General features: G+C 70.0%; 31 protein-coding genes and 1 pseudogene. 18 read left to right on the top strand and 14 right to left on the bottom strand.

Annotated elements, in window-relative coordinates:
• Positions 1-10 precede the first annotated feature (10 nt).
• Complete coding sequence (locus LRS10_RS09930) at positions 11-661, bottom strand: hypothetical protein (protein WP_257837110.1); 651 nt, start codon at positions 659-661, stop codon at positions 11-13.
• Positions 662-889: 228 nt separating this feature from the next.
• On the opposite strand from LRS10_RS09930, the gene LRS10_RS09925 reads away from it, so the two are divergent.
• The 13 genes from LRS10_RS09925 (at position 890) to tilS (ending at position 10,525) form a co-directional block, all read left to right on the top strand.
• Positions 890-1,510, top strand: coding sequence for a site-2 protease family protein (locus LRS10_RS09925; protein WP_257837109.1), 621 nt, complete (start codon positions 890-892; stop codon positions 1,508-1,510).
• A gap of 63 nt (positions 1,511-1,573) precedes the next feature.
• Complete coding sequence (gene ruvC, locus LRS10_RS09920; protein WP_257837108.1) at positions 1,574-2,074, top strand: crossover junction endodeoxyribonuclease RuvC; 501 nt, start codon at positions 1,574-1,576, stop codon at positions 2,072-2,074.
• 150 nt (positions 2,075-2,224) lie between these two features.
• On the top strand, positions 2,225-2,839 hold the full coding sequence (ruvA, locus tag LRS10_RS09915) for a Holliday junction branch migration protein RuvA (protein WP_257837107.1): 615 nt from the start codon (positions 2,225-2,227) through the stop codon (positions 2,837-2,839).
• Positions 2,840-2,901: 62 nt separating this feature from the next.
• On the top strand, positions 2,902-3,936 hold the full coding sequence (gene ruvB / locus LRS10_RS09910; protein WP_257837106.1) for a Holliday junction branch migration DNA helicase RuvB: 1,035 nt from the start codon (positions 2,902-2,904) through the stop codon (positions 3,934-3,936).
• Positions 3,933-4,385: a tol-pal system-associated acyl-CoA thioesterase gene (gene ybgC, locus LRS10_RS09905; protein ID WP_308237948.1), complete on the top strand. Its 453-nt coding sequence runs from the start codon at positions 3,933-3,935 to the stop codon at positions 4,383-4,385. The genes ruvB and ybgC overlap by 4 nt, the downstream gene beginning before the upstream one ends.
• Positions 4,386-4,440: 55 nt before the next feature.
• Positions 4,441-5,142, top strand: a complete 702-nt coding sequence (tolQ, locus tag LRS10_RS09900) for a protein TolQ (RefSeq protein WP_257837105.1) — start codon at positions 4,441-4,443, stop codon at positions 5,140-5,142.
• The gene (locus LRS10_RS09895) at positions 5,143-5,631 is read left to right on the top strand and encodes an ExbD/TolR family protein (RefSeq protein ID WP_257837104.1); all 489 of its coding nucleotides are present in this window, start codon (positions 5,143-5,145) and stop codon (positions 5,629-5,631) included.
• Entirely contained in the window at positions 5,628-6,101 is a 474-nt protein-coding gene (locus tag LRS10_RS09890) for a hypothetical protein (RefSeq protein ID WP_257837103.1), read from the top strand. The genes LRS10_RS09895 and LRS10_RS09890 overlap by 4 nt, the downstream gene beginning before the upstream one ends.
• 127 nt (positions 6,102-6,228) lie before the next feature.
• Positions 6,229-6,519: a hypothetical protein gene (locus tag LRS10_RS09885; RefSeq protein WP_257837102.1), complete on the top strand. Its 291-nt coding sequence runs from the start codon at positions 6,229-6,231 to the stop codon at positions 6,517-6,519.
• Positions 6,520-6,542: 23 nt separating this feature from the next.
• On the top strand, positions 6,543-7,829 hold the full coding sequence (tolB, locus tag LRS10_RS09880; RefSeq protein ID WP_257837101.1) for a Tol-Pal system beta propeller repeat protein TolB: 1,287 nt from the start codon (positions 6,543-6,545) through the stop codon (positions 7,827-7,829).
• 69 nt (positions 7,830-7,898) lie between these two features.
• Positions 7,899-8,456 carry a peptidoglycan-associated lipoprotein Pal gene (gene pal / locus LRS10_RS09875; protein WP_257837100.1) on the top strand — a complete coding sequence of 186 codons (558 nt, stop codon included), beginning with the start codon at positions 7,899-7,901 and terminating at the stop codon, positions 8,454-8,456.
• A gap of 12 nt (positions 8,457-8,468) precedes the next feature.
• On the top strand, positions 8,469-9,311 hold the full coding sequence (gene ybgF / locus LRS10_RS09870) for a tol-pal system protein YbgF (RefSeq protein ID WP_257837099.1): 843 nt from the start codon (positions 8,469-8,471) through the stop codon (positions 9,309-9,311).
• Positions 9,299-10,525 carry a tRNA lysidine(34) synthetase TilS gene (gene tilS, locus LRS10_RS09865; protein ID WP_257837098.1) on the top strand — a complete coding sequence of 409 codons (1,227 nt, stop codon included), beginning with the start codon at positions 9,299-9,301 and terminating at the stop codon, positions 10,523-10,525. Before ybgF ends, tilS begins: the two co-directional genes overlap by 13 nt.
• Here the strand turns inward: tilS and LRS10_RS09860 are convergent.
• From LRS10_RS09860 to LRS10_RS09845, 4 genes are all read right to left on the bottom strand, one after another.
• Positions 10,500-11,351 (bottom strand): alpha/beta fold hydrolase, encoded by an 852-nt coding sequence (locus LRS10_RS09860; protein WP_257837097.1) that lies wholly within the window; start codon positions 11,349-11,351, stop codon positions 10,500-10,502. The two genes, tilS and LRS10_RS09860, sit on opposite strands and share 26 nt — an antisense overlap.
• A gap of 38 nt (positions 11,352-11,389) precedes the next feature.
• A complete protein-coding gene (locus LRS10_RS09855) occupies positions 11,390-12,280 on the bottom strand; it encodes a M23 family metallopeptidase (RefSeq protein WP_257837096.1) in 891 nt (296 codons plus the stop codon).
• A 234-nt stretch (positions 12,281-12,514) separates the two neighbouring features.
• Positions 12,515-13,138: an autotransporter domain-containing protein gene (locus LRS10_RS09850; protein ID WP_257837095.1), complete on the bottom strand. Its 624-nt coding sequence runs from the start codon at positions 13,136-13,138 to the stop codon at positions 12,515-12,517.
• 1,377 nt (positions 13,139-14,515) lie between these two features.
• A complete protein-coding gene (locus LRS10_RS09845) occupies positions 14,516-15,517 on the bottom strand; it encodes a hypothetical protein (protein WP_257837094.1) in 1,002 nt (333 codons plus the stop codon).
• A gap of 136 nt (positions 15,518-15,653) precedes the next feature.
• Here LRS10_RS09845 and LRS10_RS09840 point away from each other — a divergent pair, with 136 nt between their 5' ends.
• From LRS10_RS09840 to LRS10_RS25065, 4 genes are read left to right on the top strand one after another with little or no spacing between them, the layout of a single operon-like run.
• The gene (locus LRS10_RS09840) at positions 15,654-15,980 is read left to right on the top strand and encodes a helix-turn-helix domain-containing protein (RefSeq protein ID WP_257837093.1); all 327 of its coding nucleotides are present in this window, start codon (positions 15,654-15,656) and stop codon (positions 15,978-15,980) included.
• 28 nt (positions 15,981-16,008) lie between these two features.
• Positions 16,009-16,842, top strand: a complete 834-nt coding sequence (locus tag LRS10_RS09835) for a hypothetical protein (protein WP_257837092.1) — start codon at positions 16,009-16,011, stop codon at positions 16,840-16,842.
• On the top strand, positions 16,736-17,164 hold the full coding sequence (locus LRS10_RS25070) for a hypothetical protein (RefSeq protein ID WP_374569718.1): 429 nt from the start codon (positions 16,736-16,738) through the stop codon (positions 17,162-17,164). The genes LRS10_RS09835 and LRS10_RS25070 overlap by 107 nt, the downstream gene beginning before the upstream one ends.
• Before the next feature lie 49 nt (positions 17,165-17,213).
• Positions 17,214-17,363: a hypothetical protein gene (locus LRS10_RS25065; protein ID WP_374569716.1), complete on the top strand. Its 150-nt coding sequence runs from the start codon at positions 17,214-17,216 to the stop codon at positions 17,361-17,363.
• Between the two features lie 18 nt (positions 17,364-17,381).
• On the opposite strand, the pseudogene LRS10_RS09825 reads toward LRS10_RS25065, so the two are convergent.
• The 7 genes and pseudogenes from LRS10_RS09825 to LRS10_RS09795 all read right to left on the bottom strand — a co-directional run bounded on the left by LRS10_RS09825 (position 17,382) and on the right by LRS10_RS09795 (position 23,201).
• A pseudogene (locus LRS10_RS09825) lies at positions 17,382-18,798 on the bottom strand (NAD(P)(+) transhydrogenase (Re/Si-specific) subunit beta).
• Entirely contained in the window at positions 18,795-19,010 is a 216-nt protein-coding gene (locus LRS10_RS09820; RefSeq protein WP_257837090.1) for a hypothetical protein, read from the bottom strand. Before LRS10_RS09820 ends, LRS10_RS09825 begins: the two are co-directional and overlap by 4 nt.
• Complete coding sequence (locus LRS10_RS09815; RefSeq protein WP_257837089.1) at positions 19,007-19,330, bottom strand: proton-translocating transhydrogenase family protein; 324 nt, start codon at positions 19,328-19,330, stop codon at positions 19,007-19,009. Before LRS10_RS09815 ends, LRS10_RS09820 begins: the two co-directional genes overlap by 4 nt.
• Positions 19,331-19,333: 3 nt before the next feature.
• Positions 19,334-20,464 carry a Re/Si-specific NAD(P)(+) transhydrogenase subunit alpha gene (locus LRS10_RS09810; protein WP_257837088.1) on the bottom strand — a complete coding sequence of 377 codons (1,131 nt, stop codon included), beginning with the start codon at positions 20,462-20,464 and terminating at the stop codon, positions 19,334-19,336.
• Between the two features lie 191 nt (positions 20,465-20,655).
• Entirely contained in the window at positions 20,656-20,898 is a 243-nt protein-coding gene (locus tag LRS10_RS09805) for an aa3-type cytochrome c oxidase subunit IV (RefSeq protein WP_257837087.1), read from the bottom strand.
• A 72-nt stretch (positions 20,899-20,970) separates the two neighbouring features.
• A complete protein-coding gene (locus LRS10_RS09800; protein ID WP_257837086.1) occupies positions 20,971-22,005 on the bottom strand; it encodes an alpha/beta fold hydrolase in 1,035 nt (344 codons plus the stop codon).
• A 56-nt stretch (positions 22,006-22,061) separates the two neighbouring features.
• Positions 22,062-23,201, bottom strand: a complete 1,140-nt coding sequence (locus tag LRS10_RS09795) for an acyl-CoA dehydrogenase family protein (protein WP_257837085.1) — start codon at positions 23,199-23,201, stop codon at positions 22,062-22,064.
• A gap of 107 nt (positions 23,202-23,308) precedes the next feature.
• On the opposite strand from LRS10_RS09795, the gene LRS10_RS09790 reads away from it, so the two are divergent.
• Positions 23,309-24,022, top strand: coding sequence for a helix-turn-helix domain-containing protein (locus tag LRS10_RS09790; protein ID WP_257837084.1), 714 nt, complete (start codon positions 23,309-23,311; stop codon positions 24,020-24,022).
• Here LRS10_RS09790 and LRS10_RS09785 read toward each other — a convergent pair.
• Positions 24,019-25,809: a M3 family oligoendopeptidase gene (locus LRS10_RS09785; protein ID WP_257837083.1), complete on the bottom strand. Its 1,791-nt coding sequence runs from the start codon at positions 25,807-25,809 to the stop codon at positions 24,019-24,021. The two genes, LRS10_RS09790 and LRS10_RS09785, sit on opposite strands and share 4 nt — an antisense overlap.
• A 15-nt stretch (positions 25,810-25,824) precedes the next feature.
• Positions 25,825-26,250 carry an Lrp/AsnC family transcriptional regulator gene (locus LRS10_RS09780; RefSeq protein WP_257837082.1) on the bottom strand — a complete coding sequence of 142 codons (426 nt, stop codon included), beginning with the start codon at positions 26,248-26,250 and terminating at the stop codon, positions 25,825-25,827.
• Positions 26,251-26,319 lie beyond the last annotated feature (69 nt).

Genomic DNA, 26,319 nt, shown 5'->3' with positions numbered 1-26,319 from the left:
GAATTGGGGCTCAGCCGTAGCGCTTGGGTGAGAGCCGGGCGATCTCCCGGTCGATCGCCCGCAACATCTTGCGTCCCCGCCGCAACCCGATCTCGGCGCCCATCATGTCGCGCGCGCGGTCCACCAGCAGCTCCCGGCCGAACGACTTCGCCCGCCGGTACTGGGCCACGAAGGCCAGGTAGCGCCGCAGCCAGTTGTAGACCGTGCCCACGCAAGGCATCGCCGGGTCGCGGCAGATGTGGGTCAGCGGCTCGTTGACGGCGATGCGCTCGCAGATGGCGTCGGCGAGATCCTCGGAATAGCCGTTCGGCCACGTGGGGAAGGGGCGAAAGCCGCGCGCCTGCCGGACCTCGGCCTTGGCGACGCGCCTCGCCTCGTCGCGCGCCTCCTGCGCCGCTAGGCTTCGGGCGCGGGCGAACGCCTGGGCGATCTCCATCAACTCGTCGAAGTCGGGGTGCGCCTTGCGCCAGTTCCACACCGTCTTCTCGGTCGGCATCGACGCATCCATGCGGCAGATCGCGCGCAGGCTTTCGCCGTTGCCGATCCGCTCGGCGATGCGCGCCGCCAGCGGCCAGTGGAACTTGCTGGCGTAGATGCCCGGCGGATGGCCTTGCGGCGCCAAGGTCCGCGTGGCGGTTGGACGCGGCGTGGGTCGTTCCATCCCGGAAACATAAGGTCCCTTGGAACAAACCGGAAACATCAGCGTCGACTTGAGCACGGGACGGCGCAGTCCATATTGCGTCCATGACCGCCGACGCCCCCCGCGCCCGCCGCCCCGCCCAACAACCTCATAGGCGTCGCGATCCTCGCGGCCTTCGTCGCCCTGGGCGTCGGCCTCGTCAGCGCAAGCTCGGGCGCGGCACTGGGACCTCTGACCTTCGGGTTCGTGATGCTGGGCTGGATCCTGGCGGTGATGGCGCACGAATTCGGCCATGCCTTCGTGGCCTGGCTGGCCGGTGACCACACGGTCCGCGACAAAGGCTATCTCGCCTTCGACCCGCGACGCTACGGCGACCTCGGCACCAGCCTCGTGATCCCCTTGATCGCGCTGGCGCTCGGCGGCATCGGCTTCCCGGGCGGGGCGGTCTATCTGCGCCACGACCTGATGCGCGGCCCGGCCTGGCGGGCCGCGGCGTCGCTGGCGGGACCAGCCGCCACGCTCGTCATGCTGATCGTCCTGTCGCTCGTGGCCCGCGCCAGCTGGCCCGAGCCGCTGGGCAACGCCCTGGCCCTGCTGGCCTTCCTGCAGGCGACCGCCCTGCTGCTCAACCTGCTGCCGATCCCGGGCCTCGACGGCTTCAACGCCATCCGGCCGTTCCTGCCCAAGCGCTGGGACCCCGCGATCCACAAGGCCGAGGGCCTGGCGATGATCGCCCTCCTGGCCGCCCTGCTGCTCCTGCCCGGTGTCGGCGGCCTGTTCTTCGGCCTGGCCGCCGACCTCGCCGCCGCGGCGGGAGTCGACCGTATCGCCGTCGTCCGGGGATTCGACGCCTTCCAGTTCTGGCGCTGACCAGGCCCGCGGTCATCTTTCGGCAAGCATTCCTGCCTTAGCTGCGGCATGCTGGAACAGACGATGAACGCGATTCGACCCATCCGCATCCTCGGCCTCGACCCGGGCCTGCGCCGCACGGGCTGGGGCGTCGTCGCCTGTGAGGGCGCGCGGCTGGCGCACGTCGCTCACGGCGTCATCGCGCCCAAGGAGACCCTGCCCTTCGCCGAGCGGCTGCTGATCCTGCTTTCCGGGATCGAGGCGATCATCGCCGAGCACGCTCCGGACGAGGCCGCCGTCGAGGAGACCTTCGTCAACGACAACGCCCGGTCGGCGCTGAAGCTGGGCCACGCCCGCGCCATGGCCCTGGTGGCGCCGGCCCGCGCCGGCCTGCCCGTCGCCGAATATGCCGCCACCGTGGTCAAGAAGGCCGTCGTCGGCACCGGCGGCGCCGACAAGGCCCAGGTCGGCTGGATGATCGCTCGCCTGCTCCCCGCCGCCGGCAAGACCACCGCCGACGCGGCCGACGCGCTCGCCGTCGCGATCGCCCACGCCCACGCCCGCACGGCCCGCCGCGTCGCCTGACGAGAGCCGCCCGGGCTGCGCCCATGCTGCGCTTCACCTTCCCGTCAGCCGCCGCCTTCGAAGATTCCCCCTTTGAACCTCCGCGCGGTAGGTCAGCGGGAACGCATGCCGAACGTGATTCGCCCCCCTCTCAAGCCTGGAGCGCACGCCGTGATCGGACGCCTGCGCGGCATCGTCGCCGAGATCGGCGAGGAAGAGGCCCTGATCGACGTCATGGGCGTGGGCTATGTCGTGCGCTGCGGCGCGCGGATGCTGTCGCGCCTCCCGCCGGTTGGGGACGAGACGGTCGTCCACGTCGAGAGCGTTTTCGGCGAGCAGACCGGCGTCACCCTCTACGGCTTCCTGGGCCGCGACGAGCGGCGGGCGTTCGTGATCCTGCGCACCATCCAGGGCGTCGGACCGAAGGCGGCGCTGTCGGTTCTGGACGTGCTGTCGCCGCCTGAGCTCGCCGCCGCCGTCGCCCGCGAGGACAAGGCTGCGGTCGCCCGCGCGAACGGCGTCGGGCCCAAGCTTGCCCAGCGCATCATCGTCGAGTTGAAGGACAAGCCGCTCACCGACGGCCCGGTCGCGGCGTTCCATGCCCAGGTTTCGTCACCCCAGGTTGTCCAAGCGTCCGCGCCCGGCGAGGCGGTCGCTGCGCTGATGGGCCTGGGCATCGCCGAGCCTCAGGCGCGCCGCGTCGTCGAGAGCGCCGCCCTGCGCCTTGGTGACGACGCCGAGCCGCCGGCCCTCATCAAGGCCGCGCTGCAGGAGCTTGGCCGGTGAGCTTGCGAACGAACTCGCTCCCCCTCGGGGAGCTGGCCCGAAGGGACTGCGGGGGTGAGACCGTGAGCCGGCTGGTGTCCGGCGAACCGGGCGCCTTCGAGCCCACCGACAAGGCGCTGCGCCCGCAGACACTGGCCGAGTTCGTCGGACAGAAGCAGGCCAAGGCCAACCTCTCGGTGTTCATCGACGCCGCCCGCAACCGCGGCGAGGCGCTGGATCACGTGCTGCTGTTCGGGCCGCCGGGCCTCGGCAAGACCACGCTGGCCCAGATCGTCGCCCGCGAGCTCGGGGTGAACTTCCGCGCCACCTCGGGTCCGGTGCTGGCCAAAGCCGGCGACCTCGCCGCCATCCTGACTAATCTCGAGCCGCGCGACGTCCTCTTCATCGACGAGATCCATCGCCTCGCCGCCAACGTCGAGGAGATCCTCTATCCGGCGATGGAGGACCATGTGCTGGACCTGGTCATCGGCGAGGGGCCGTCGGCGCGCTCGGTGCGCATCGATCTCGCCCCGTTCACCCTCGTGGCGGCGACCACCCGCGCCGGCCTCCTGGCCACGCCGCTGCGCGACCGCTTCGGCATCCCCATCCGGCTGGAATTCTACACCCACGAGGAGCTGCAGAAGGTTCTCCTGGGCGCCGCCGCCAAGATGGGCATGGCGCTCACCCCCGACGGGGCGCTCGAGATCGCCGCCCGCTCGCGCGGCACCCCACGGGTCGCGGGCCGCCTGCTGCGCCGCGTGCGCGATTTCGCCGCCGCCGACGGCGCCGAGGTGGTGGGCCGCCAGGCCGCCGCCGCGGCCCTCGCCCGGCTCGACGTCGATGAGTTCGGCCTGGATGCGCTCGACCGCCGCTACCTGCGGGCCCTGATCGAGAACTATGCGGGCGGACCCGCCGGGGTGGAGACCCTGGCCTACGCCATCGCCGAGGCCCGGGACGCCGTCGAGGACGTCATTGAGCCCTTCCTGCTGCAGCAGGGCTTCATCCAGCGCACGCCCCGGGGCCGGATGGCCTGCGCCAAGGCCTACGAGCACCTCGGCCTGCAGGCGCCCCGCAACATTCAGGGCGCCGGTCCGCCGCCGGACCTGTTCGACAAATGAGCCGGTCGGTCGAGCCCTCCGCCGGCTGGCTGGACGGACGCGAGCACGTCCTGCCGGTGCGCATCTACTACGAGGACACCGACTTCACCGGCGTCGTCTACCACGCCAACTACCTGCGCTATTTTGAGCGGGGCCGCAGCGACTTCCTGCGCGTGTGCGGGATCAGCCACCAGGCCCTGGCCCAGCTGCCGGAACCCGCGGCCTTCGCCGTCACCCACATGGCCATCGACTTCAGGCGGGCGGCCCGGGTCGACGACGCCCTGACGGTGCGCACCACCTACGACTCCGTGAAGGGGCCGCGACTGTTTGTCAGCCAGCGGATCCTGCGCGGCCAGGAGCTCATCGCCGAGGCCCGCGTGGAGGCCGCCTGCATCAGCCTCGGCGGCCGCGCCAGGCGTCCGCCGCCCGGCCTCGTCGAACAGCTCAAGCCGCTGTTTTCACCGCCATAAGTTCGCCACCGAACCCCGCCAAGCACCACCGAACGCCCCCCAGAGAAGGACCGCGATGGACCCGGCCGCCGTTACCCCCGAGAGCTTCGACGCCCTCCACCTGTTCATGCAGGCCGACTGGGTCGTGAAGCTGGTGATGATCTCGCTCGCGGCGGCCTCGCTCTGGTCCTGGACCATCATCCTCGACAAGCTGTTCCGCTTCCAGGCGCTGAACCGCGAGGCCACGAAGTTCGAGGATCAGGTCGCCTCCGGCCGCAGCCTCGAGGACGTCGCCGCCGAGGCCGGCGCCCAGCCCCGCCACGCCCTGCCCCGCATGCTGCAGGGCGCGCTCAAGGAGTGGCGCGACGCCCGCCAGAAGGGCCAAGCCTCCGAGGGCCAGGTCGCCTTCCTGATCCAGCGCATCGACCGCCACCTCGACGCCACCATCGCCCGCGAGAGCGCCCGGGTGGAGGCCGGCCTGGGCGCCCTGGCGATCGTCGCCACCGCGTCGCCCTTCGTCGGTCTGTTCGGCACCGTCTGGGGGATCATGAACGCCTTCCAGGCCATCGCCATCCAGAAGAACACCTCCCTCGCCATCGTCGCCCCCTCCATCGCCGAGGCCCTCTTCGCCACCGCCATCGGCCTCGTTGCGGCGATCCCTGCTTACGTTGCGTTCAATGCGTTCAGCACCTCGGCCGGCAAGTACACGGCGCGGCTGGAAGGCTTCGCCGACGACCTCTCCACCGCCATCCAGCGCCGACTGGCGGAGCGGGCCTAGATGGCGCTTTCGGCTAACGACGCCTTCGCCGCGGGCGGGGCCAAGCGTCGCCGCCGTTACGGCCGCGGCCGGCGCGGCGCACTCTCCGAGATCAACGTCACGCCCCTGGTGGACGTGATGCTCGTGCTGCTGATCGTCTTCATGATCTCCGCGCCGCTGCTGACCGCCGGCGTACCGGTGGAGCTGCCGAAGACCGAGGCCGGCTCGATCCAGGATCAGCCCGAGCCGCTGACGATCTCCATCCGCTCCGACGGCTCGGTGCACATCGGCGAGGACGCGGTTCCCTTCGCCACCCTCGCGCCGCGGCTGCAGGCGATGACCGACGGCGACACCAAGCGACCGATCTATGTCCGCGCCGATGGCCGGGCCACCTATGAGATCGTCGCCCAGGTCATGGCCTCGCTGTCGACCTCCGGCTTCACGACGATCAACCTGATCACCGACACGGGCGGGCCGTCCTCCGGCATCGAGGAGCGTTCGACCCCGTGAGGCGTGTGGAGGTCTCTCCGGCGGCCTTGGGCTCGCTCGCGTTGCACGCGGGCGTGGCCGCCGCCATGATGATCTCCTGGGGCGCCCGCGATCTGAAGGTGGGCGCCGTGACGCCGGTGACCATCGTCTCCAGCGCGCCCGACCTCGACACGCGGCCAGCCATCGAGGGGCCCACCGAACAGACCGCCCAGGCCGAGGCTCCCGTCCCGGATGCGCCGGCCACGCCGGAGCCGCCCGCGCCTCAACCGCAGCCCGCGCCGCCGACCCCGCCGCCCCCGGCGCCGAAGCCCACGCCGACGCCGCCGCCGCCGCCGAAGCCGAGTCCGCCCACGCCGGCGCCCAAAACCCGCGCCGACACCCACGCCGAAATCACCCCCGACGCCGGCTCCGAAGGCGCCGCCAACCAAGGCCCCTCCGGCCAAGCCGGCTCCCAAGGCGGACAACAGCCAGGACTTCTTCGCCAGCCTTGAACAGTCGCTGTCGAAGAGCAGGCCTGCGGGAGGCCGGCCTTCTCCGGCGGCCAAGGGCCCCAGCCGGCCCGAAACCTCGACTACGCCGCGCAACACCGCCGGCTCAGGCCTCGCCGCCGGAGCCGACATGCAGGGGCTCGTGGAAGAACTGCAGCGCCGCTGGAACCCCAACTGCGAAGTCGAGGGCGGCCGCGATGTCGTGGTCCGCGTCGTCTTCAACATCGGCTCGGGCGGACAGCTGGTGGGCCAGGTGAGCTCTGAGATCCGTGGCCCGCGGACCCCGGTGGCTCAAGCGTCCGCCGAACGCGCGGAACGCGCCGTCTATGCCGCTTCACCCTTCCACGGACTGTCGCGCGACTACTATGGTCAGCGCATCGCGGTGAACTTCAACGCCCGGGAAGCCTGCGCCTCGCAATGACCAGAACCCTCCGGAACCTCACCATGCGCCCCCTCATCCTCGCGCTCGCCTGCGTCTTCGCCTTCTGCCTCGCTGCGCCCGCCGCCCGCGCCGAGATCGAGGTGAACGTCAATCGCGGCGACCTGCAGCCGCTGCCGATCGCCGTCCCCGCCTTTGGCGGCCAGCAGGGCGCCGACATCGCCCAGGTGATCAGCGCCAATCTGCAGCGCTCCGGCCTGTTCCGGCCGCTGGATCCGGCCGGCTACCTCGAGCGCGACATCAACATCGCCGTGCAGCCGCGCTTCAACGACTGGAAGCAGATCAGCGCGCAGGCGCTGGTGAATGGCCAGGTCACGGTCGAAGGCGGCCGGCTGCGCGTCGACTTCCGCCTGTGGGACGTCTACGCCGAGCAGCAGCTGCTGGGGCTGCAGTTCACCTCCAGCCCCGAGAACTGGCGGCGGGTCGCCCACAAGATCTCCGACGCCGTCTACGAGCGCCTGACGGGCGAGAAAGGCTACTTCGACACCCGCGTGGTGTTCGTCGCCGAGAGCGGCCCGCGGGCCAAGCGCATCAAGCGGCTGGCGATCATGGACCAGGACGGCGCCAATCCGAGCTACCTGACCGATGGCTCCTACATCGTCATGACGCCGCGCTTCTCGTCCAACACTCAGGAGATCACCTACATGTCGCTGCGGCCGGAGGGCTCGGCGATCTATCTGTTCAACCTCGAAACGGGCCGTCGCGAGAGCCTCGGCAGCTTTCAGGGCATGGTCTTCGCGCCGCGGTTCTCGCCTGACGGCGGCCGGGTCGCGTTTTCGGTCGAACGCGGAGGCAACAGCGACATCTTCGTGATGAGCCTGGCGAGCCGGGCGTCGACGCGGCTGACGTCGGACCCCTCGATCGACACGTCGCCGTCTTTCTCCCCGGACGGCGCGCGGATCGCCTTCAACTCCGACCGCTCGGGCTCGCCGCAGATCTATGTGATGGGGGCGGATGGCTCGAACCCGCGCCGGATCTCCTTCGGACAGGGCCGCTACACGACCCCGGTCTGGAGCCCGACCGGCGAATTCATCGCCTTCACCAAGCAGACCGGCGGCCAGTTCCACATCGGCGTGATGCGTCCCGACGGGTCGGACGAACGACTCCTGACCTCCAGCTATCTGGACGAGGGCCCGACCTGGGCGCCCAACGGCCGGGTGCTGATGTTCTCGCGGGAGACGCCCGGCGGCGCGCCGCGGCTATGGAGCGTGGATGTCACAGGTCGTGTGCTACAGCCCATGCCCTACCCCGGCTCGGGCTCGGACCCGGCGTGGTCGCCGCTGCTGAACTGACTTGCGCCAAAATCCCGCCCGATAGACGCTGACTATGAAACCGATCACGAGAAACGAGGAGACCTAAGGATGTCTGGTAACGTGAACAGGAGCACGGCTTACCGCCTGGCGCTCATTGCGGTGGCCGCGGCATCCGTGGCGGCCTGCTCGAGCCGGCCGAAGCCGCAGTTCGACACCGCGCCGTCGACCACGCCGCCGCCTGCGGCGCAGCCCGGCGACATGCCGCCACCCGTCAGCAGCGGGCCGCTTGCGGCCACGCCCGGCTCGGCGCAGGACTTCATCGTCAATGTCGGCGACCGCGTCTACTTCGACCTGGACAGCCACGACGTCCGCAGCGACGCCCGCCCGCTTCTCGACGCCCAGGCCAACTGGCTGCGCCAGTACGGCAGCGTCCGCGTCCGCATCGAAGGCAACGCCGATGAACGCGGCACCCGGGAGTACAACCTCGCCCTGGGCGCGCGCCGCGCCAACGCCGTGCGCGACTATCTCGTCGGCCGCGGGGTCACCAGCGACCGGATCTCGACCATCTCGTTCGGCAAGGAACAGCCGATCGACCCCGGCACGAGCGAGGATGCCTACCAGCGTAACCGTAACGCCCGCACCGCCATCGTGAGCGGCGCGCGCTAAGAGGTCTGATCGATGCCGCGCAGCCGTTTGGCCCTTTCCCTCCTGGCGTTCACCGTCCTTGCGACGGCGGCGCCCGCTTCCGCCCAGACGCCGTTTCCGGCGCCGGAGGCCGATCCGCTCGACGCTCGCGATGGGCGTCGCGTGGAGCGGATGGAGAAGGTCGTCCGCGAGCTGCGCGGCATCGTCTTCCAGATGCGTGACACGGGAAAACCGGTAGTGGTGCAGCCCGCCGACACCGACGCCCGTATGGAGGAGCTCTCCAGCCGGATCGGCGACCTGGAGCAAACCCTGCGCCGCCTGAATGGCACGCTGGAGACCACCACCTTCGAGCTTGAGCAGGCCAAGCGCGAGAACGGAGCCCTACGGACCCAGCTCCAGAGCATGTCCGACAAGCTCGCCGCGATCGAGCAGGCGGCGACGGCCGCCCCGTCCGGCGGCGTTCCACCGCCCCCCCCGCCCCCCGTCGGCAATCCGACCGACGCCTTCGCCAGGGCGCGCCAGCTGATGCTGTCGGGAGACTACGATGGCGCCGAGACCGCCTTCGCAGGCTTCGTCGAGGCCTTCCCCGACCACCAGCGCACGCCGGAGGCGCGCTACTGGCTGGGCAAGACCCAGTCGGTGCGTGGCGCCCACACCGACGCCGCCGCCGCCTACTTGGCCGCCATCCGCGGCTGGCCTCAGACGAGCTGGGCGCCCGACGCCGTCGTCGAGCTCGCCCGGTCCCTGGTTGCGCTGAAAAAGCCCCAGGATGCCTGCCGCACCTTGGCCGAATTGCCCAAGCGCTATCCCAAGGCTCCGGCGAACATCACCAGCCGCGCGGCCTCGACGCGAACCCAGGCGAAGTGCGCGGCCTAGAAGACCGCGCGCGCGCCCATCTCGACCGCAGGCTCTCGACCAGCCGCGCCCGGCCGATCGCCGTCGCCTTGTCCGGAGGCGGCGACTCCCTCGCGCTTCTGCTGATGGCTGACGCCTGGGCGCACGACGTGGGGCGCGACCTCCTGGTCCTGAGCGTCGACCATCAGCTGAATCCGGCGAGCTCGGCCTGGATCGCGGCCTGCGCGGAAACTGCCCGGCGGCTCGGCCGCCCCTTCCAGGCGCTGACGTGGAGCGGCGACAAGCCCGTTCGCGGCCTGCCGGCCGCCGCGCGCGCCGCCCGGCACCGCCTTATCGCCGACGCCGCGCGTCAGGCCGGCGCTGTGGTGATCCTATTGGGGCACACCGGCGACGACGTGCTTGAGGCCCGGCGGATGCGCGACGCCGGGGCGACGACGCCCGAGCCGCGGACCTGGGCGCCTTCGCCTGTCTGGCCGGAAGGGCGGGCGCTCTTCCTACTGCGCCCGCTCCTGGAGCTCCGGCGGGCCGAGTTGCGGGCGTGGCTGGCGGAGCGAGGCGAAACCTGGATCGAAGATCCGGCGAACTCCGACCCCCGGTATGCGCGCGCCAGGGCCCGGCCGCTCGCGGCGGAGGACCCCGCTCACAGCGTGGCCGAAGGCCAGCCTCTGGAACTCGCCTTCGAGGAACAGCTTGGCGTGCTGACGGTCGCCCGCACGGAGCTCGGCGAGGGCGAGGGCGAGCGGTTCGTCGGGCTGGCCTGTGTCTGCGCCGGCGGGGGAAGCCGGCCGCCGGCCGCGTCCAGCTTGGCCCGCCTGGCCGAGAGCCTTCGCAGCGACGCCCCATTGACGGCGACCCTGGCCGGCGCGCGCATCGAGGCGGATAAGGCGCAGGTGCGAATCTTCCGCGAAGCCGGCGAAGTCGCGCGAGGCGGCCTCGCCCCGCTGAATCTCCAGCCCGGTCACGTCGGCGTGTGGGACGGCCGCTTCGAGCTCGACGTCGCGGCGCCGTGTGTCGTTCGCCCCTTGGCCGGCATCGCCGCGCGTCTGCCGAAGGCGCAACAGGCGAGGCTACAGACCATTCCCCGCCGCGCGCGCGGCGCCCTGCCGGCGATCGTCTCGGAGGGCGGGGTGAGTTGCCCCCTGCTCGCCGCGGACAGCCCTGTCCGGGTACGCAGTCTAGTCGGCGACCGCTTCCTGGCCGCCGCGGGGCTCATCCCCCGCGAGCCGGATTCATGACCAGCACGTGCTCGACTCCCCGGACGATCGCGTCGGCATAGCGGGGCCCCAGCAGGTTCGCGTGGTTGCAGCGGGCGACGTGGTCGATGTGCCCGAACCGTGACCGCATCGCGGGGATTTCCTGGATCGCCTTCAGCGGCTTCCGGGTATGGGCCGCGCCCGCGGTGACGACCGCCACCGGCAGATTCTTCGGCAACTCGGCGGCGCCGGCCAAAGAGGCCGTCGCGGGCCATTGCAGCACTTCCGCCGCCGCCCAGCGCGCATGAACCGCCGAGCCGTGGATGCGCCGTTTTTCGGGCGCGGCCTCACCGGTCAGCCCGATGAGGTTGCCGCTGATCAGAGACACCGGGCGCATCAGGCCGAAGCGTCCGGCGAAGCTAGCGAGCCGCAGCAGTTGCCCGAACGCCGCGACCGCCGCCGACGCACCGGGGAGGTCCAGGGCGTCGGGCGTCACCGCGTCCACCAGAACCAGGCCCGAGACCCGCTCCGGGCGGGTCAAGGCGAACAAGCGCGAGCTCAGCCCACCCATCGAATGCCCAACCAGGACGAAGGGCTCCGTCTCGCCCGCGGCGTCCAGGAGAGCGGAGAGGTCCTCGTTCGCCGCACGACCGTCGCGCGGCTCGGGGCCGGGATCGGAATGACCCATCCCTGCGCGATCATAGGCCAGACTGCGTAGGCCCAGGTCGGAGAGCTTCTCCTGCACGATCGCCCAGTCGGCCGCGCAACCGAACGCGCCGTGCTCGCAGACGACGAGCGGCCCGCCCGCCGGCCCCTGGCGCACGGCCCGCAGGCGGCGTCCGCCGATATCGATGAGTTCGCCCCGCACGTCCGACCTATGAGGCGCCTGAACGCTGGCGTCGAGGTTTAGGAGGTGATCTGCGCGCGGGGTCGCCCGTCGTCGCCAGAGGGGAGCACTTTCAGTCCTTCGAACCGTTCGACGGCGACTGCGTCGCGCGCCGCGCCCGCGGCATCCGCCGCAACCGCCGGCGGAGCCTTGCCGCTCTTCTCGGCCAGCCGGACCGCCTTGGCCATTTCCTGCTTCTCCAGCTTCGCCTCCATGAGTGCGCGCTTGCTTTGCGGGATCGTCGACACCTGGGCGATCCGCACCGTGCGCGCGAATCGTTGCGCCTTGCGTAGCGGGAGATCGCCCGCTTCCGCGAACTCGCGTCCGAGGAACAGGGTCGGGTTCAGCGGACGGTCGCGGCTGTCGCGGATCTCAAAGTGCAGGTGGGGCCCGGTGGATACGCCGGACGAGCCGATCTTGCCGACCGCTTCTCCCGCCTTGATGGCCATGCCGCGACGGAGATGACCCGAGACGGCGCCCAGGTGGGCGTAGAAGCTGGTCAGCCCCTCGGCGTGCTTCAGCGCGACGTAGCGGCCATAGGTCGAACTCTGGCCGGCCTCCACGACAACGCCGTCAGCCGCCGCGCGGACGGCTTCACCGGACTCCGCCTGGATGTCGACGCCGGCGTGCAGCCGGCCGCCCTCTTCCCACGGCAACTGCCGCAAACCGAAGGGGGACACCACCACGCGGCCGGGCACGGGGTCCTGGAACGCGATCAGGATCGGGGGTTCTTCCGGACTTGGGGCGGCTTGGACGGGCGCCGGGGGCGAGGCCTGTGCGAGCGGTGCGGGCGCCTCAGGGCGCGCGGCATGGGCCAGGGTGATGGCCGCCAGAGCCACGATGCCGCCCAGCGCGGCGTCCAGCAGCCAGTGCCGCACGCGCCCGTCCTGGGCCAAGCTCAGGTCCGTCAATGCTGTCAACTCCACCTATCGCCGAGGATCTCGACAGGACCGCCCCGACCCGGACAGCCAAGCTTCGGCAGAACCCAACCGCGTAAGGCGTGGTTAACTGGCGGCGCTTCTAGGCAAAAACTGGGCGAGCATCAAACCGTTGTTTGGCGATCTGCTCGAACCGTCCACGAACACTCAGCGTCGGCGGAACCCGTACGTCATTCGACATGCGGGCTCCGCCGGAAAACTGTCGCTCTAGAACTGGAAGCGCACCGTCGCGCGGACGTCATACTGCTTGTAGTCGCTCTCGAACGTACCGCCGCCATCGATGGCGAACAGCACCTTTTCGGAACCGCCACGGAGGCCGAGGCGGACGACAAGTCCCCCATCGAACACCTGCTCGGCGTCGAGGACGAACGGCGCGCCCGTACCGAAGCGAGCGGTGGTCTTGCCGGGGCTTCCGGCCAACCGCTGACGCCAGCCGACCTTCAGCTCAGGCGCCCAATACACCTCCTCGCCGAACCGGTAGCCGACGGCCAACGCCGCCTGACCGGTCAGCAGGTCACCCTTCCGCTTGTCGACAGTCAGGTCGAAGCCCGCGCCGCCGCCGCTCTCGCTGTAGCCGTCCTCGGACAGCCGCAGGTAATCGAGGCTCAGCTCCGGCCGTGCGTAGAGCTTGCCGAGGTTCGCCGTATACGAGGCGCCCGCATGGGCGTCGACGAGCCAGCCCGTCCAGTCGGCCTCGCTGCGCAGATCGAGGCCTCCGCCCACCAGCCTGCGGTCGCCGTCGAACCAGGCGTAACCCACGCCCACCCGCGCGTCGGCGTGCAGGCCCCCGGTGTCGAAGCGCCAGTATCCGCCGCCGTTCAGGACGTTCATCGACACCTGCTCGCCGGCTGCGGCGCCCGCGGTCGCGATACTCGGTGGCGACGAAGGCCGCGGTGACGCCCACGGCGTTCGCATCGCCCAGCAGGTCCACGCCCCCTGCCAAGCCGAAGCCCTGCGACTTGAAGCCATTGGCGTCGGTGCGGTCGCGGCGGATCTCGAACAGGATCTCCTGCGCCCAGACTCCTACGCCCGAGGCGCGATCGATGGCCATCGGCTGTGAGGTCGCCGACGAAACGGCTGCCGAGATGGCCGCGGCCGACATGATCGCCCCGCCTGAGTGGTCCGGCAGCATCTGCTGGTACAGACCCATGAAGCCGGCCTGCGTCGTTTGGGCGAGGAAGGCCTGTTCGATGGCGTCGTTGGTGTCGAGCGAGTTGAACACGGCCGAGTAGGCCTGACCGCCCGATCGGTTGAGGCCGAGCTCGGCCGCCGTCTTGGCCCGAACGTCCACATACAGCGCGCCCACGCCCGGTTCGCTGCGCAGCGCCGCCTGATAGAGGAACGGCGCGCCCGCCAGCGTGGTCCCCGTCTGGGCCACCTGAAGGTTCTGCGCCTGCAGGATCTGGTAGGACTGGGAGCCGCGGACCAAAGACTTCAGCTGAACTTCCACCTGCGCGCCCGCGGCGAGCGCCGCCGTTCCGGCGACGTTGAAGCGCGTCGCCTGGTTGGCCTGCTGGTCGATGGTGACCGCCAGGACGCCCTTGGCGCCCAAGTCCAACGACGTGATGGCGATCGCCTCGGTGTTGCTGACCGCCAGCCGGCCGTTGCGGATCTCCAGCGCCAGCGCGCCGTCCGTGTCGGTCAGGCGACCCGCCGCCCTGGCTTCGCCGTCGATGATCAGCGTGTCGGCGCCAGCCCCGAAACTCATGGCGCCGGTAAGAACGCCGCCCAGCAGTTCGAGCCGGTCGGCGCCGGCCCCGAACCGCACGTCGCCCACGATCTGGGGCGTATCGTCGGTGGCGACCTTCGCCTGGCGGACCACGGCGCCCAGCGTATTGGCGGAAAGGTCGAGGGCGACGCCATGCGCCGTCGCCGCCTCTCCGGTCTTCGGGGTTACCGCGCCCCGGATGACGCCCGAGTTCTCCACCAATGCCAGGTTGCCCGAGAGGTCCACGATGCCGCGGCCGTCCTGCTTGCCGCCCACCTGATCGCCCGCGATGGTGCCGGTGTTGCGGATAATGGGCACGGCGGCGCCCGCATTCAGCAGGATGGCGGTCGCCTCGGCCCCATAGGCCTTGGCGGTGATCGCCGCCTTGGCGTTGTAGATTCCGCCATCGATCGTCGTGGTCCCGCCGCCGGTCTGACCGATGCGGACCGCTGTGGCCGAGATGCCGTCATTGACCCCATCGGCCGCGATCTGGCCGCGGTTCACGATGCCATAGCCCAGTTCGCCCGTTCCCACGCGACCGAAGCTCGTGGCCGTCCGAGCCGCCGATGTCGAGGGCCGGCGCGGCGCCGGCCGAGACGATCTGGGCGGTCGCCTCCAGCGCGTCCTCGACGCCGTCCGTCGTCCTCGTCCTTGTCGTCCTTGTCGGCGTCAGCCGGTGGGCGATCCAGCAGCAGCCCCCTGGCGACGCTGCCGCTCAGACGCACAGCCGCGCCGCCCTGCTTCAGGTCGTCGGCGTCCAGCTTTGCGCGGGTCGCGTCGTCCGTGGTGCGGATGGTTGACCGATAGCCGGTGGCGCTGACGCCGTTCTGCAGCACGATGCCGCCGCCCACGTCGCCCAGCACGACCGCCTGAGAGCCCTCGCCTTTCACCGCAACCGCGCCGGTGATGCGGACATCGCCGCTGACAGACGCCGCAGAGACGCCTGTGGATCGGTCGCCCACCACCGACACCGAGCCCGAACTGGTCAGCGAGCCGGCCAACGCCGTCTCCAGGGAGATGCCTCCCGAGTCGTTGCCCTCAACGCTGATCGTGCCCTGGTTGACGATGTTGCCGGTGAACGGCCCAGGACCGGTCGCCCGGATGCCGAACCGCCCCGAGCCTTGCGCGAAGGGCCCGTCGAGGTCGCCGTCGTTGTCGGCATCGGTCGGGGTGTAGTCCTCCAGAAGATCAATGAAACCGGTGTTCGTCAGCGTTCCGGACCGGCCGCCGACCAGCAGAACCCCGGCGGCGTTGTTCACGCCAGTGAAGCCGATCGCGCCCGCGTTCTTGACGTCGTGCGAGGAGTCCATCGTCACCGCCGCGCCGGCCGTGGTCGGCTTGATCGAACCGCTCGCCTCGATGAGCAGTGAGTCAGGCTGGCCGCTGGCGGCGGTGGAGGTCCGCACTGGAGCGGTTGTGGCGGTCGAGATCTTGGTCTCCGCCTGGGCGCCGGCAGCATAAAGGAGCGGCAGCATGGCCGCCGACACGAACAAACGCTTCATTGCTTTCCCGTTCTCGAGCGCTGTGATAGCCGATGACGCGCGGCTACACATTGTGTAGTAATTTGTTTCGGAAAAACTGTAGTAGTCCGCTCCCGCGCCGCCCGCAAGGGGCGCGAGGGCCCCGAAGGGACCCCCGATGCCGAGACCCGCGACCGACCCCGTAAAGGCCGCCCAGATCAAGGTCCTGCGTCAGCAGGCTGGCCGCTGGCTGAAGACGGCGCGCGAGACCGCCGGCCTGACGCAAGCTGAGCTGGCGGAGAAGGTGGGCCTGCGCTACTACACCTTCGTCTCGCAGGTGGAGAGCGGGTTGGGCCGGCTCCCCATAGAGACCCAAGCGGCGTGGGCCCAGGCGCTGGGGCTCGATCCCAGCGAGTTCGCCAAGACCCTGCTCCGCTACTACGAACCTGAACTCTTCCGGCTGCTGTTCGAAGCCGACGCGGCGCAGGGCCGCGCCACGGCCTGACGGCCCGACCAGGAGACTTCCCGCCCCGATGGGTGACGTCGTTCCCTTCATCGCCCGCGTGCGCTCCAACGGCGACTGGACCGCCGCCGAGCGCGCGCGCCTGGAGGAGCTGGCCCAGCGCCTCACCGCGGACGGGGCGCGGGTGGAGACCGTGTTCGGGGCCACCGATTCCGGCGACCCCTGGTGCGTGGTGACCGATGAGAACGGCGACGTCCTGATCCACGTGGCGCGCATCGAGGGCAAGTTCGTGGTGCACTCGGCGGTGGACGACACCCTGAGCGAGGGCGCCGACCTGCACGCCACGCTGCGCGATCGCCTGAACAGCCAGGTCGAGGCGGAAGAGGACAGCGCCGTGGTGGTGCCGTTCAGCCTGGTCGGGCGTCAGGCCCAGACCTTCCTGGCGCTCGTCATCGCCACCGCCTTCTTCTACGAGACCGTCGAGTTCGCCGGCCCGGCCGAGGCCGCCACCCCACCCGTGCCGGAGACCCCGGCGGTCGACCCGCCGCCGCCCCCACCGGACGTCAAGGCGCCGACGCAGGAGCGCGAGCTCGCGATCCAGGGTGCGGCGCTGTCGGAGCCTGCACCTCCGAAGGCCGCGCTGATGGCGGCCGCCCCGACCGCCGGCGACGCCGCCGGTTCGGTCGCCACGACGGTGGTGGCGCTAAACGCCGTCGAAGCGCCGAAGCTCGAGACCCCCTCCGCGGGGACCAGAACGGAAAGCCCCCCGCGAAACGAGCGCCGCCGAGACGACCCGAGTGATCGTGGGCGGCGACGGCGACGACCGGTTGACCGGCACCGCGGCCGACGAGCGCATTATCGGCGGCGCCGGCGACGACACGCTGGATGGGGGCGGCGGCAATGACCTCCTGGAAGGCGGCGCGGGCGACGACAGGCTCGAGCTCCGCGTCGGCGTCACCGCCACGGGCGGCTCCGGGCGCGGATACGTTCGTGATCAACGCGCCTCATGTGCTGGGCCGCGCCGACACTCTGCTTGGCGTGGTCACGGACTTCAACGTCGCGGAAGGCGACCGCCTGGTGCTGAACGGCCGCCCGGTCGCCGTACCGCCGCCCCCCGCCGAGCCTTCGACGAGCGAGCCTGCGACGCTGACGCCGCCCACGCTGGCTCCCGGGAGCGGCGGAGGCACGGAGCGGGATGGCGCGACCACGCCGCCTGTGGATTTTGAGTCAGGCGACTTCGGGACCAGCGAGTTTGGCCCCGCCACGATGGGACCGATGGGTCCCCAGGTCCGCGTCGAGGTCGACCTCGATGGTGACGGCGTGATCGACGGTTACGTCCTGCTGACGCTCGCCCACGGGCCGGTGGCCGCCGGCCTTCCGCCGGGCGGCGGCCGCGGCTTCGGCTGGGACGATCCGTTCGCCTGATCGATCCCCTGACGGGGGTCAGAGCCCCTTGAGGATGCCCTCGACCATCTTCTTGGCGTCGGCGAACAGCATCATGGTGTTGTCGCGGAAGAACAGCTCGTTCTCGACGCCCGCATAGCCAGACGCCATGCCGCGCTTCACGAACAGCACGGTCCGGGCCTTCTCCACGTCGAGGATCGGCATGCCGAAGATGGGTGACTGCGGGTCGGTCTTGGCGGCCGGATTGGTCACGTCGTTGGCGCCGATCACGAATGCGACGTCGGCCGTCGAGAACTCCGAGTTGATGTCCTCGAGCTCGAAGACCTCGTCGTAGGGAACGTTTGCTTCAGCCAGCAGCACGTTCATGTGCCCGGGCATCCGACCGGCGACGGGGTGGATCGCGTACTTCACCTCGACCCCCTCCTCCTTCAGCTTGTCGGCCATTTCGCGCAGCGCATGTTGCGCCTGGCTGACCGCCATGCCGTAGCCGGGGACGATGATCACTTTCGAGGCGTTCTTCATGATGAAGGCCGCGTCGTCAGCCGAGCCCTGCTTCACCGGCCGGGTCTCCACCCGGCCGCCCGACGCAGCCGCGCTGTCGTCGGCGCCGAAGCCGCCCAGGATCACCGAGACGAAGCTCCGGTTCATCCCCTTGCACATGATGTAGCTGAGGATGGCGCCGGAGGAGCCGACGAGCGCCCCCGTGATGATCAGGGTGGTGTTCTCGAGCGTGAAGCCCAACGCGGCCGCGGCCCAGCCCGAGTAGCTGTTCAGCATCGACACGACGACCGGCATGTCGGCGCCGCCGATCGGGATGATCAGCGTCACGCCGATCAGCAGGCTGAGCGCGAAGATCCCCCCAGAACGCCCAGAGCGCCGAGCCGCCGCTCATCACCAGCACCACGATCAGGGCGACGATGCCGACGCCGATCGCGACGTTCAGCAGGTGGCGGGCAGGCAGCAGGATCGGGGCGCCGCTCATGTTGCCGTTCAGCTTGGCGAAGGCGATCACGGAGCCGGTGAAGGTCACCGCGCCGATGGCGAGGCCGAGGGATAGTTCGACGAGCGAGACGCTGTGGATCGCCCCGGCATGGCCGATGCCGTAGGCTTCGGGCGTGTGGATTGCGGCGACCGCCACCAGACAGGCCGCCATGCCGACGAGGCTGTGGAAGGCGGCGACGAGCTGGGGCATCGACGTCATGGCGACGCGCTTGGCGATGACCGCTCCGATGACGCCGCCGATAGCGACGCCGCCGGCGATCAGCGCCAGGGTCAGGGCGTCGAGCGCCCCCTGCCCCCAGAGCGTGGCGAGCACGGTGCCGACCGCGATCGCCATGCCGATCATGCCGTTGCGGTTGCCCGCCTGGCTGGAGGTCGGCGAGGAGAGGCCCCGGAGCGCAAGGATGAAGAGCACGCCCGAGACGAGGTAGAGGATGGCCGCGAGATTGGCGTTCATTGGTCAGCGTCCCCCCGACGACCGAACAGGCTGCGAAGTGCGAATAGAAGGCCCAGTGCGACGACCGCGCCGCCGGCCAAAAGGATGACTTTCGCGGCGGGACCAGGCCCCACCACCGCCGCCTGCTGCGACATGGCGATCACCGCCCCGCCGGCGGCGGTGACGATGGCCGCGCGGGACAGCTCGGCGTTGCGACGGTAGCCGTCGCTCACTTGCCCTTGTCCTTCTTCTTGTACATGGCAAGCATCCGCTGGGTGACCAGGAAGCCGCCGAAGATGTTGACCGCCGCGAAGGCCGCGGCGATCGCGCCGGCCCCTTTCGAGATCAGCACGTTGCCCGTCAACTCGCCGCCCTGGCCCGAGGCCGCCGCGGCCAGCAGGGCGCCGACGATGATCACCGAGGAGATGGCGTTGGTGACGGCCATCAGCGGCGTGTGCAGCGCCGGCGTGACGCTCCAGACCACGTAGTAGCCGACGAAGATGGCGAGCACGAAGATCGCCAGGCGAAAGACGGTGGGGTCGACGGCTTCCATGGATCAGCCCTTCAGCGAGGGGTGGACGATGGCGCCGTCCTTGGTGACGAGCGCGGCCTTGAGGATCTCGTCCTCATAGTCGGGGGCGAAGCCGCCCTCCTTGTCCTTCAGCAGCTCGGCGAAGGCCATGAGATTGCGGGCGTACAGCGCCGAGGAGTCGGCGGCGATCCGGCCCGGGAGGTTCGCATAGCCGACGATCTTCACCCCGCCGACCACGGCGACCTCGCCTAGCTTCGAGCCCTCGACATTGCCGCCCTGTTCGACGGCCAGGTCGACGATCACCGAGCCCGGCTTCATGGAGGCGACCTGAGCAGCGCTGACCAGCTTGGGAGCCGGGCGGCCGGGGATGAGGGCCGTGGTGATCACGATGTCCTGCTTCTTGATGTGCTCGGTGATCAGCGCGGCCTGCTTGGCCTGGTACTCGGCGCTCATCTCCTTGGCGTAGCCGCCGGACGTCTCGGCCGCCTTGAACTCCTCGTCCTCGGCGGCGACGAACTTGCCGCCCAGGCTCTCGACCTGTTCCTTGGTCGCCGGCCGCACATCGGTGGCGGTGACCACGGCGCCCAGGCGCCGCGCCGTAGCGATGGCCTGCAGGCCCGCAACACCGACGCCCATCACGAAGACCTTCGCCGGCGCGATGGTGCCGGCGGGCGTCATCATCATCGGCAGCGCCCGGCCGTAGGCCTCGGCGGCCTCGATGACAGCGCGGTAGCCCGCGAGGTTCGCCTGGGACGACAGCGCGTCCATCACCTGAGCCCGGGTGATCCGCGGCACGAACTCCATCGCGAAGGCGGTCGCGCCCTGCGCCGCCAGCGCATCCAGCGTAGCCCTGTCCTGATACGGATTGAGCAGGGCGACCACCAGTGCGCCCTTCTTCGTGGCCTGGATCTCCTCGGGCTCCGGCGCGCGCACCTTGAAGACGATGTCGGCCTGGCCAAGCGCGTCCGTGGGCGTCCTGGCCAGGGTGGCGCCCGCGGCTTCGTAGTCAGCGTCCTGGAAGGCGGCGGAAAGACCGGCGCCGGCCTCGACGACGACGGTGAAGCCCGCGGCGGTCAGCTTCTTCACCGTCTCTGGAACCGCAGCCACGCGGGTCTCTCCCGAGCGGCGCTCCTTGGTGACGGCGATGACGGGCATGCCGCGATGTCCCCCCTGTTGATTGGGCGGGACCATAGGGGTGCGCTCCGGGACTTGTCCAGCCGCCGAACAGCAGAATTCAAACGAGCGTTTTAAGGTGAGCTATAGGCGCCGAAGGGCGCGCTCTTTCCATCGGAAGGCGCGCGCTCTCTGGCAAGCCTCGAGTGCGACCGCAGGCCGCTGCGGGCGGCTCAGTGCGCCGCGCCGCCCTTCTTGTCGCGCAGGACGAGCGTGCCCAGGACGATGAGCACGACGGCCGAGATCAGGCCCGCCATGAAGCCAGCTTCGGTGCAGAACCAGATCGTGAGCGCCAGGATCGCAGCGGCCAGGTAGAGCGAACCCCACTTGGTGATGCCCATGACGAGCTTGTAGGTCGAGGTCTGCTCGGCGATGTCCATCTCGCCGCGGTGGTAGTCGGAAGCCGGTCCGGCCATCGGAAGCACACTCTCCAAGAAGTCTTCGCGCCGGGTGCTACACGAAGCGCCCGCATCGCTCAAGCCAAGGGCTCAGCCGGGCCAAGTCGCCAGCAGGGTGCGAAGCGACGCCACGAGGGCCAGGGGCTGGTCGATCATGATGTGATGCTCAGATTCGGGGATTTCGATCTCCCGCACCCGTTCGCCCAGGAAGCTCTGCTCGCCGGCCTTGCGCCGTTCGATGATCCGGCTGCGCGCGCCGAAGATGTGGACCATCGGCACATTGATCGGCGGCGCACGCTCGGCGGACGGCGCGTTCGTGCGATCCAGCTTCTCCCACATCGTGGGATCGAACTTCCAGGTCCACCCCTCGCCTGAGCCGTCGGCCAGCGGCGCCCGCTTCAGCGAGCGGCGGGCGATGAAGTCGGCGACGAACAGATTGCCTGCCGCTTGCGGCGGCATCAGCCGGAAGCGTCCCAGCGCCTGCTCCAGCGTGGCGTACACACGGCTGGGCCGGTCGGCGGTCGGGATGTTGCGGACCTGCTCCGCCTTCTTCCGGCGCTCCTCGAGCACCTCGGGCGGCGGTCCGCCGAAGCCGGTGTCGACGAGGATCGCGGCGCGCATCTGCGCCGGGTTCTGCACCGAAGCGTAGAAGACCTGCGCCCCGCCGAACGAGTGGCCGATGTAGATCGGCGCGGCGCCGCCTTCGTAAAGACCTGCCGCCCGGGCGCACGCCTCGGCGTCGCTGGCGAAATCCGTGAACGCATAGCGCTCCCGCCAGTCGGACTCGCCCATCCCGGCCAGCGAGAAGGCGGCGACCCGGTAATCCTTGGCCAGGAACGGCGCGATGAAGCTCCACCAGTCGGCGTGCGCGCTGTTGCCGTGGACCAGCAGCAAGCCGGGCTTGCCGACCTCGCCCCACGTCAGCAGTTCCAGCCGGGTTCCGTTGGCGACAACGAAGCTCCGCTCGGGTTCTTCGGCGATCGCATCCCTGAACCACTGCGGAGCCGGCGGCTCCGCACCCTTGAAGGCGGCGAGCGGCGCCCGCACCTCGGGCGGCAGGCCCTCGGTGTGGAACGGCCGGTCGTCATAGGATTCCTTCGGCTTTTCGGTCAGGTCGTTGCCCATGCCCGTCCAGGTCTAACGGGCGTTTGAAAGATGGCAAGCGTCGAAGCGCAGGTACGTCAGCCGTCGATGTCGAGGCCCAGCGCCACGCGGCCCGCGAGGCGGCTTTGGGCCTTCTCCTGCAGCGGGTGGTAGCGCGCGGCCTGCACGTCGCGGAAGATCCGCTCCAGACCGGTCTTGCGGTAGAAGCCCGCGCCGCCCGCCGCCTCCATGGCCTTCTCGACCGTCCGGATCGCAGAGCGGCTGACCAAGGTGCGGCCGGTCATGATGCGGTTGCTGGCCGCCGCCCCCGGCTCGTCGGCGGCCGCGCAGGCCAGCATGTCGGCCAGCGCCAGCCGCGCTGCGGCGAGCTCGGTCTCCATCTCGCCGATCACAAGTTCGACGTCGGGAGACGACTTGCGGACCGCGGCGAGATCCAGCGCCGTCTCGCGGGCCGCTTCCGCTAGCCCGACATAGACCGCATAGATGAGCGGGAAGGCGATCAGCGTCACGGTGTGCATCACCGGGTGCCATTTGCCGGCGGCGCGCCGCACGGCCACCGCCGCCTCAGGGACGAAGACGCCGTCCAGCTCCAGGTCGTGCGAGCCGGTGCCGCGCATGCCCAGGGTGCGCCAGGTGTCCAGGATCCGGACGCCCTCCGCCTTCAGCGGGATCGGCAGGTGCAGGACGGTCGGCCCTTCGGGCGCGTCGAGAACCGCCATCGTCATCAGCAGGTCGCCGTCCGGAGCGCCGCTCGCGAACGCCTTCCGGCCGGTCACGCGGAAGCCGCCTTCCACCGGCGTTGCACGGCAGGAGCCGTCCAGCCAGTCGGAGCCGCCCGACGAGACTAGCGTCAGCTCTTCGGCGACGATCCGCCTCAGCAGGCCCTCGACGGCCTCGGGCGTGCGCCGCCAGCGCCAGGCCGGAACCGCCACCTGGTGCGTATGCATCGAGAGCGCGAGCGCCGTCGAACCGCAGTAGCGGGCGAGCGTCCGCAGCATTTGGGCCAGTTCGGCGTGGCTTGCGCCGCCGCCGCCCAGTTCGGCCGGGACGCCGGCCGTGTGAAAACCGCGCGCCTTCAGCATCTTCAGGTTCTCGCCGACGAACGCATCGGTCGCGTCGGCCTGCGCGGCGCCGGCGGCGAGTTCGGGACCGGCCTGTTGCGCAAGGCGTTCCCAGTCGGGCTTCACAGCGGCGGGCTTGGTCATGGTGATGGTCATGTCGGATCCTCACGTTCTCTGAGAACCCTCATTCTCCAAACGGCGATCTCGCCTCCAGTTCGAAGAATGAACTTGTCGAACGTCGTTCGACTAGCGACGATTTAGGCATGAAGGGCTACGGACAATTCTGCCCGGTCGCCAAGACGGCCGAGATCTTCGCCCAGCGGTGGACGCCGCTGATCGTGCGCGAGCTGTGCTTTGGGCCCAAGCGCTTCTCCGAGGTGCACAGCGGGATGCCGACCATGTCCCGCGCGCTGCTGGTCCAGCGCCTGACCGAGCTGGAGGACGCGGGCGTGGTGGCGACCGAACCACTGGCTCAGGGCAAGCTCTATCGCCTCACCCGCGCGGGCGAGGCCTTCCGGGACATCATCGTCATGATGTCCGCGTGGGGACAGCGCTATGGCCAGGGCCGGCTGGGGCCCGCAGACATGGACCCGACCATGCTGGTCTGGAGCATGAAGCGCCAGATCGATCCTCGCGACCTGCCCGACCGCGAAATCGTACTGCGGCTGGAGTTCCGCGGCGTACCCAAGGCTCACGCCACCCGTCGGTACTGGTGGATCGTTCTGCGCGCCGACGACGTGGAGGTCTGCTTCAAGGCGCCCGATGGCAAGGAGGTCCAGGTTGTGATCGCCGCCGAACTTGAGGCCTTCATCCGCGTCTGGATGGGCTACGAGGGCTATGCGGACGCCGTCGCCCAGGGCGCCGTCTCCATGACCGGCGAGGCGTCAAGCATCCGCACGCTGAAGCACGTTCTGAAGGTCGCCGACGCCCCGTACGAGCGGCCGATCGTCTTCGCGCCCTTCGACGCCGCGGCCTAGACTAACGCCTCGAACTCGTCGACGAGCCGTTCCAGCTGCTTCATGCCGGCCGCCCAGAACGCCTTCTCGCGCGGATTGAGCCCGAAAGCGGCCAGGGCCTCGACGTAGGTCTTTGTACCGCCCGCCGCGAGCAGCTGTTCGTACAGCGGCGCGAAGCCTTGCGGATCCTCACGGCGCTTCTCCATGAGACCGCGGACCAGGAGGTCGCCAAAAGCATAGGCGTACACATAGAACGGCGCGTGCACGAAGTGGCTCACATAGGCCCAGTAGTGCTCGTAGCCCTTGTTGAGCTTGACCGCCGGCCCGAGGCTTTCGCCCATCACCTCCAGCCACAGGCCGCCGATCTCCTCGGGCGACAGCTCGCCCTGCAGCCGGGCGGCATGGAACCTGGTCTCGAAGCGGTGGAAGGCGATCTGCCGGACCACCGTGTTGATCCCGTCCTCGATCTTGCCGGCCAGCAGACCGCGGCGCTCTTCCGGCGTCGCCTCCGCCAGCAGGCGTTCGAACACCAGGCCTTCTCCGAAGATCGAGGCGGTCTCCGCCAGCGTCAGCGGGGTGTCGGCCAAGAGCGTGCCCAGGGGCGCGCACAGGGTCTGGTGCACGGCATGACCCAGCTCATGTGCCAACGTCAGCACGTCGCGCCGCTCGCCCATGTAGTTCATGAAGACGTACGGATGCCGGTTGGCGGTCACCGGATGGGAATAGGCCCCGGACTGCTTGCCGGCCCGGGGTCGGGCGTCGATCCACGGCTGGGTGAAGAAGGTGCGGGCGGTGTCGGCGAACCGCGGCGCCAGAGCCTCGAAGCTCTCCAGCACCATGCCTCGCGCCTCTTCCCAGGCGTAGGTCTTCGGCTGGCCGGCCTCAAGCGGGGCGTTGCGGTCCCAATGGTCGAGGGCGTCCTTGCCCAGCACCTTGGCCTTCAGCCGATAGTAGCGATGGCTGACCGCTTCGTAGCTTTCGACCACCGCCGCCTCCAGGGCCTCGACGGCGTCGGCGTCCACCTCATTGGCGAGGTGCCGCGCGGCGGCTGGCGTCGGGTATTTGCGCCAGCGGTCCTCGACCTGCTTCTCGAAGGCCAGCGTGTTCAGGCACAGCGCGAGCGTGGCGCTCCGCTGCGCCAGCGCCCGGGCCAGCGCCTGGGCGGCCTGCTTGCGCCGCCCGGCGTCCGGATCGGACATCCGATTGAGAACCCCGGCCAGCGTCAGCGTCTCCGGGCCCACTTTCGCCTTGAGGCCGGCCAGGGTCTCGTCCGACAGGCGCACCCAGTTGGCGACCGCCGGACCGCGATCGATCAGCATCCGCTCCAGATCCGGGGAGAGCTCGTGCGGGCGGCTCAGCCGCACACGCCGGAGCCACGGCCGCCAGCGCGCGGCGGCCGCATGCGCCGCCAAGGCCGCCTCGATCTCGGCGTCCTCCAGCTGGTTGATCTCCAGGCTGAAGAACAGGCTCTCCGCGGCGATCTGAGACGACCGGCTCCGGAGATCGGCCTCGAACTTCGACCAGGCCGGATCGTTGCGCGCCGTGGACGCCGCCAGCGACGCATAGGCGCCGACGCTCCACAGGGCATTGGTGGCGTCCTCATAGAGCTGCACGCCCAGATCCAGCCGCTCGCCCAGCAGCTTCGGTTCGGCGCGGGCCGCGACGAGGCGCCCCTTCAGCTCGACCAGCCGCGCGTTGATGTCGGCGGCTGCCTGCAGGTCGGCGGCGATGCGCGGGTCCTCGCGGCCGGCGTAGAGGTCGTCCAGCCGCCACTCAGGCAGCGCGTCGGTCTTGAAGGGCGCGTTCATGGCCCAGAGATAGGCCTAGGCCTTCTGGGTCGCCAGCAGGATCGAGGTTTCGGTCGAAGCGATGCCCTCGATCTCGCGGATCCGGTCGAGCGCCTCGCTGAACTGCGCCAGTGTCTCGACGTCCAGCTCGGCCACCAAATCCCAGCGGCCGTTGGTGGAGTGCACCTTGTCCACCTCCGGAAAGCCGCGCAGCGCCTTGACCACCGCGCCGGCCCGCTCGCCCTCGATCTCGATGCACATGATCGCCCGGACCCGGTTCGCTTCCATCTCGGGCTTGGTTCTGATTGTGAACCCCTGGATCACGCCGCGGCTCATGAGGCGGTCGATCCGGTTCTGGACAGTGCCTCGCGAGACCTTCAGCGCCTGGGCGAGCGACGCGGCCGGCATCCGCGAGTCGGCGCGAAGGAGGGCGATCAGTCGTCGGTCGAGATCGTCGATCATATCGCTAGCGTATTATGGCACTCCGCTAAACTGAACGACATTATGCAGACAAGCTGCGGCTTTTCGCTA

The sequence above is a fragment of the Phenylobacterium sp. J426 genome, assembly GCF_024699945.1.
Lineage (GTDB): Bacteria > Pseudomonadota > Alphaproteobacteria > Caulobacterales > Caulobacteraceae > Phenylobacterium.
The sequence above is the reverse complement of the archived record's forward strand: the minus strand, read 5'-3'. Positions and strand labels throughout refer to the sequence as shown.

Coding starts and splice junctions, on each gene's coding strand:
- LRS10_RS09850 (WP_257837095.1), bottom strand. CDS start 13,138: ATGAACGTCCTGAACGGCGGCGGATACTGGCGCTTCGACACCGGGGGC.
- LRS10_RS09840 (WP_257837093.1), top strand. CDS start 15,654: ATGCCGAGACCCGCGACCGACCCCGTAAAGGCCGCCCAGATCAAGGTC.
- LRS10_RS09800 (WP_257837086.1), bottom strand. CDS start 22,005: ATGGGCAACGACCTGACCGAAAAGCCGAAGGAATCCTATGACGACCGG.
- LRS10_RS09780 (WP_257837082.1), bottom strand. CDS start 26,250: ATGATCGACGATCTCGACCGACGACTGATCGCCCTCCTTCGCGCCGAC.
- LRS10_RS09810 (WP_257837088.1), bottom strand. CDS start 20,464: ATGCCCGTCATCGCCGTCACCAAGGAGCGCCGCTCGGGAGAGACCCGC.
- tolQ (WP_257837105.1), top strand. CDS start 4,441: ATGGACCCGGCCGCCGTTACCCCCGAGAGCTTCGACGCCCTCCACCTG.
- tolB (WP_257837101.1), top strand. CDS start 6,543: ATGCGCCCCCTCATCCTCGCGCTCGCCTGCGTCTTCGCCTTCTGCCTC.
- LRS10_RS09815 (WP_257837089.1), bottom strand. CDS start 19,330: ATGGAAGCCGTCGACCCCACCGTCTTTCGCCTGGCGATCTTCGTGCTC.
- LRS10_RS09885 (WP_257837102.1), top strand. CDS start 6,229: ATGCAGGGGCTCGTGGAAGAACTGCAGCGCCGCTGGAACCCCAACTGC.
- pal (WP_257837100.1), top strand. CDS start 7,899: ATGTCTGGTAACGTGAACAGGAGCACGGCTTACCGCCTGGCGCTCATT.
- LRS10_RS25065 (WP_374569716.1), top strand. CDS start 17,214: ATGGGTCCCCAGGTCCGCGTCGAGGTCGACCTCGATGGTGACGGCGTG.
- ybgC (WP_308237948.1), top strand. CDS start 3,933: ATGAGCCGGTCGGTCGAGCCCTCCGCCGGCTGGCTGGACGGACGCGAG.
- LRS10_RS09790 (WP_257837084.1), top strand. CDS start 23,309: ATGAAGGGCTACGGACAATTCTGCCCGGTCGCCAAGACGGCCGAGATC.
- LRS10_RS09845 (WP_257837094.1), bottom strand. CDS start 15,517: ATGAAGCGTTTGTTCGTGTCGGCGGCCATGCTGCCGCTCCTTTATGCT.
- ruvC (WP_257837108.1), top strand. CDS start 1,574: ATGAACGCGATTCGACCCATCCGCATCCTCGGCCTCGACCCGGGCCTG.
- LRS10_RS09795 (WP_257837085.1), bottom strand. CDS start 23,201: ATGACCATCACCATGACCAAGCCCGCCGCTGTGAAGCCCGACTGGGAA.
- LRS10_RS09835 (WP_257837092.1), top strand. CDS start 16,009: ATGGGTGACGTCGTTCCCTTCATCGCCCGCGTGCGCTCCAACGGCGAC.
- LRS10_RS09895 (WP_257837104.1), top strand. CDS start 5,143: ATGGCGCTTTCGGCTAACGACGCCTTCGCCGCGGGCGGGGCCAAGCGT.
- LRS10_RS09925 (WP_257837109.1), top strand. CDS start 890: ATGCTGGGCTGGATCCTGGCGGTGATGGCGCACGAATTCGGCCATGCC.
- LRS10_RS09930 (WP_257837110.1), bottom strand. CDS start 661: ATGGAACGACCCACGCCGCGTCCAACCGCCACGCGGACCTTGGCGCCG.
- LRS10_RS09785 (WP_257837083.1), bottom strand. CDS start 25,809: ATGAACGCGCCCTTCAAGACCGACGCGCTGCCTGAGTGGCGGCTGGAC.
- LRS10_RS09805 (WP_257837087.1), bottom strand. CDS start 20,898: ATGGCCGGACCGGCTTCCGACTACCACCGCGGCGAGATGGACATCGCC.
- ybgF (WP_257837099.1), top strand. CDS start 8,469: ATGCCGCGCAGCCGTTTGGCCCTTTCCCTCCTGGCGTTCACCGTCCTT.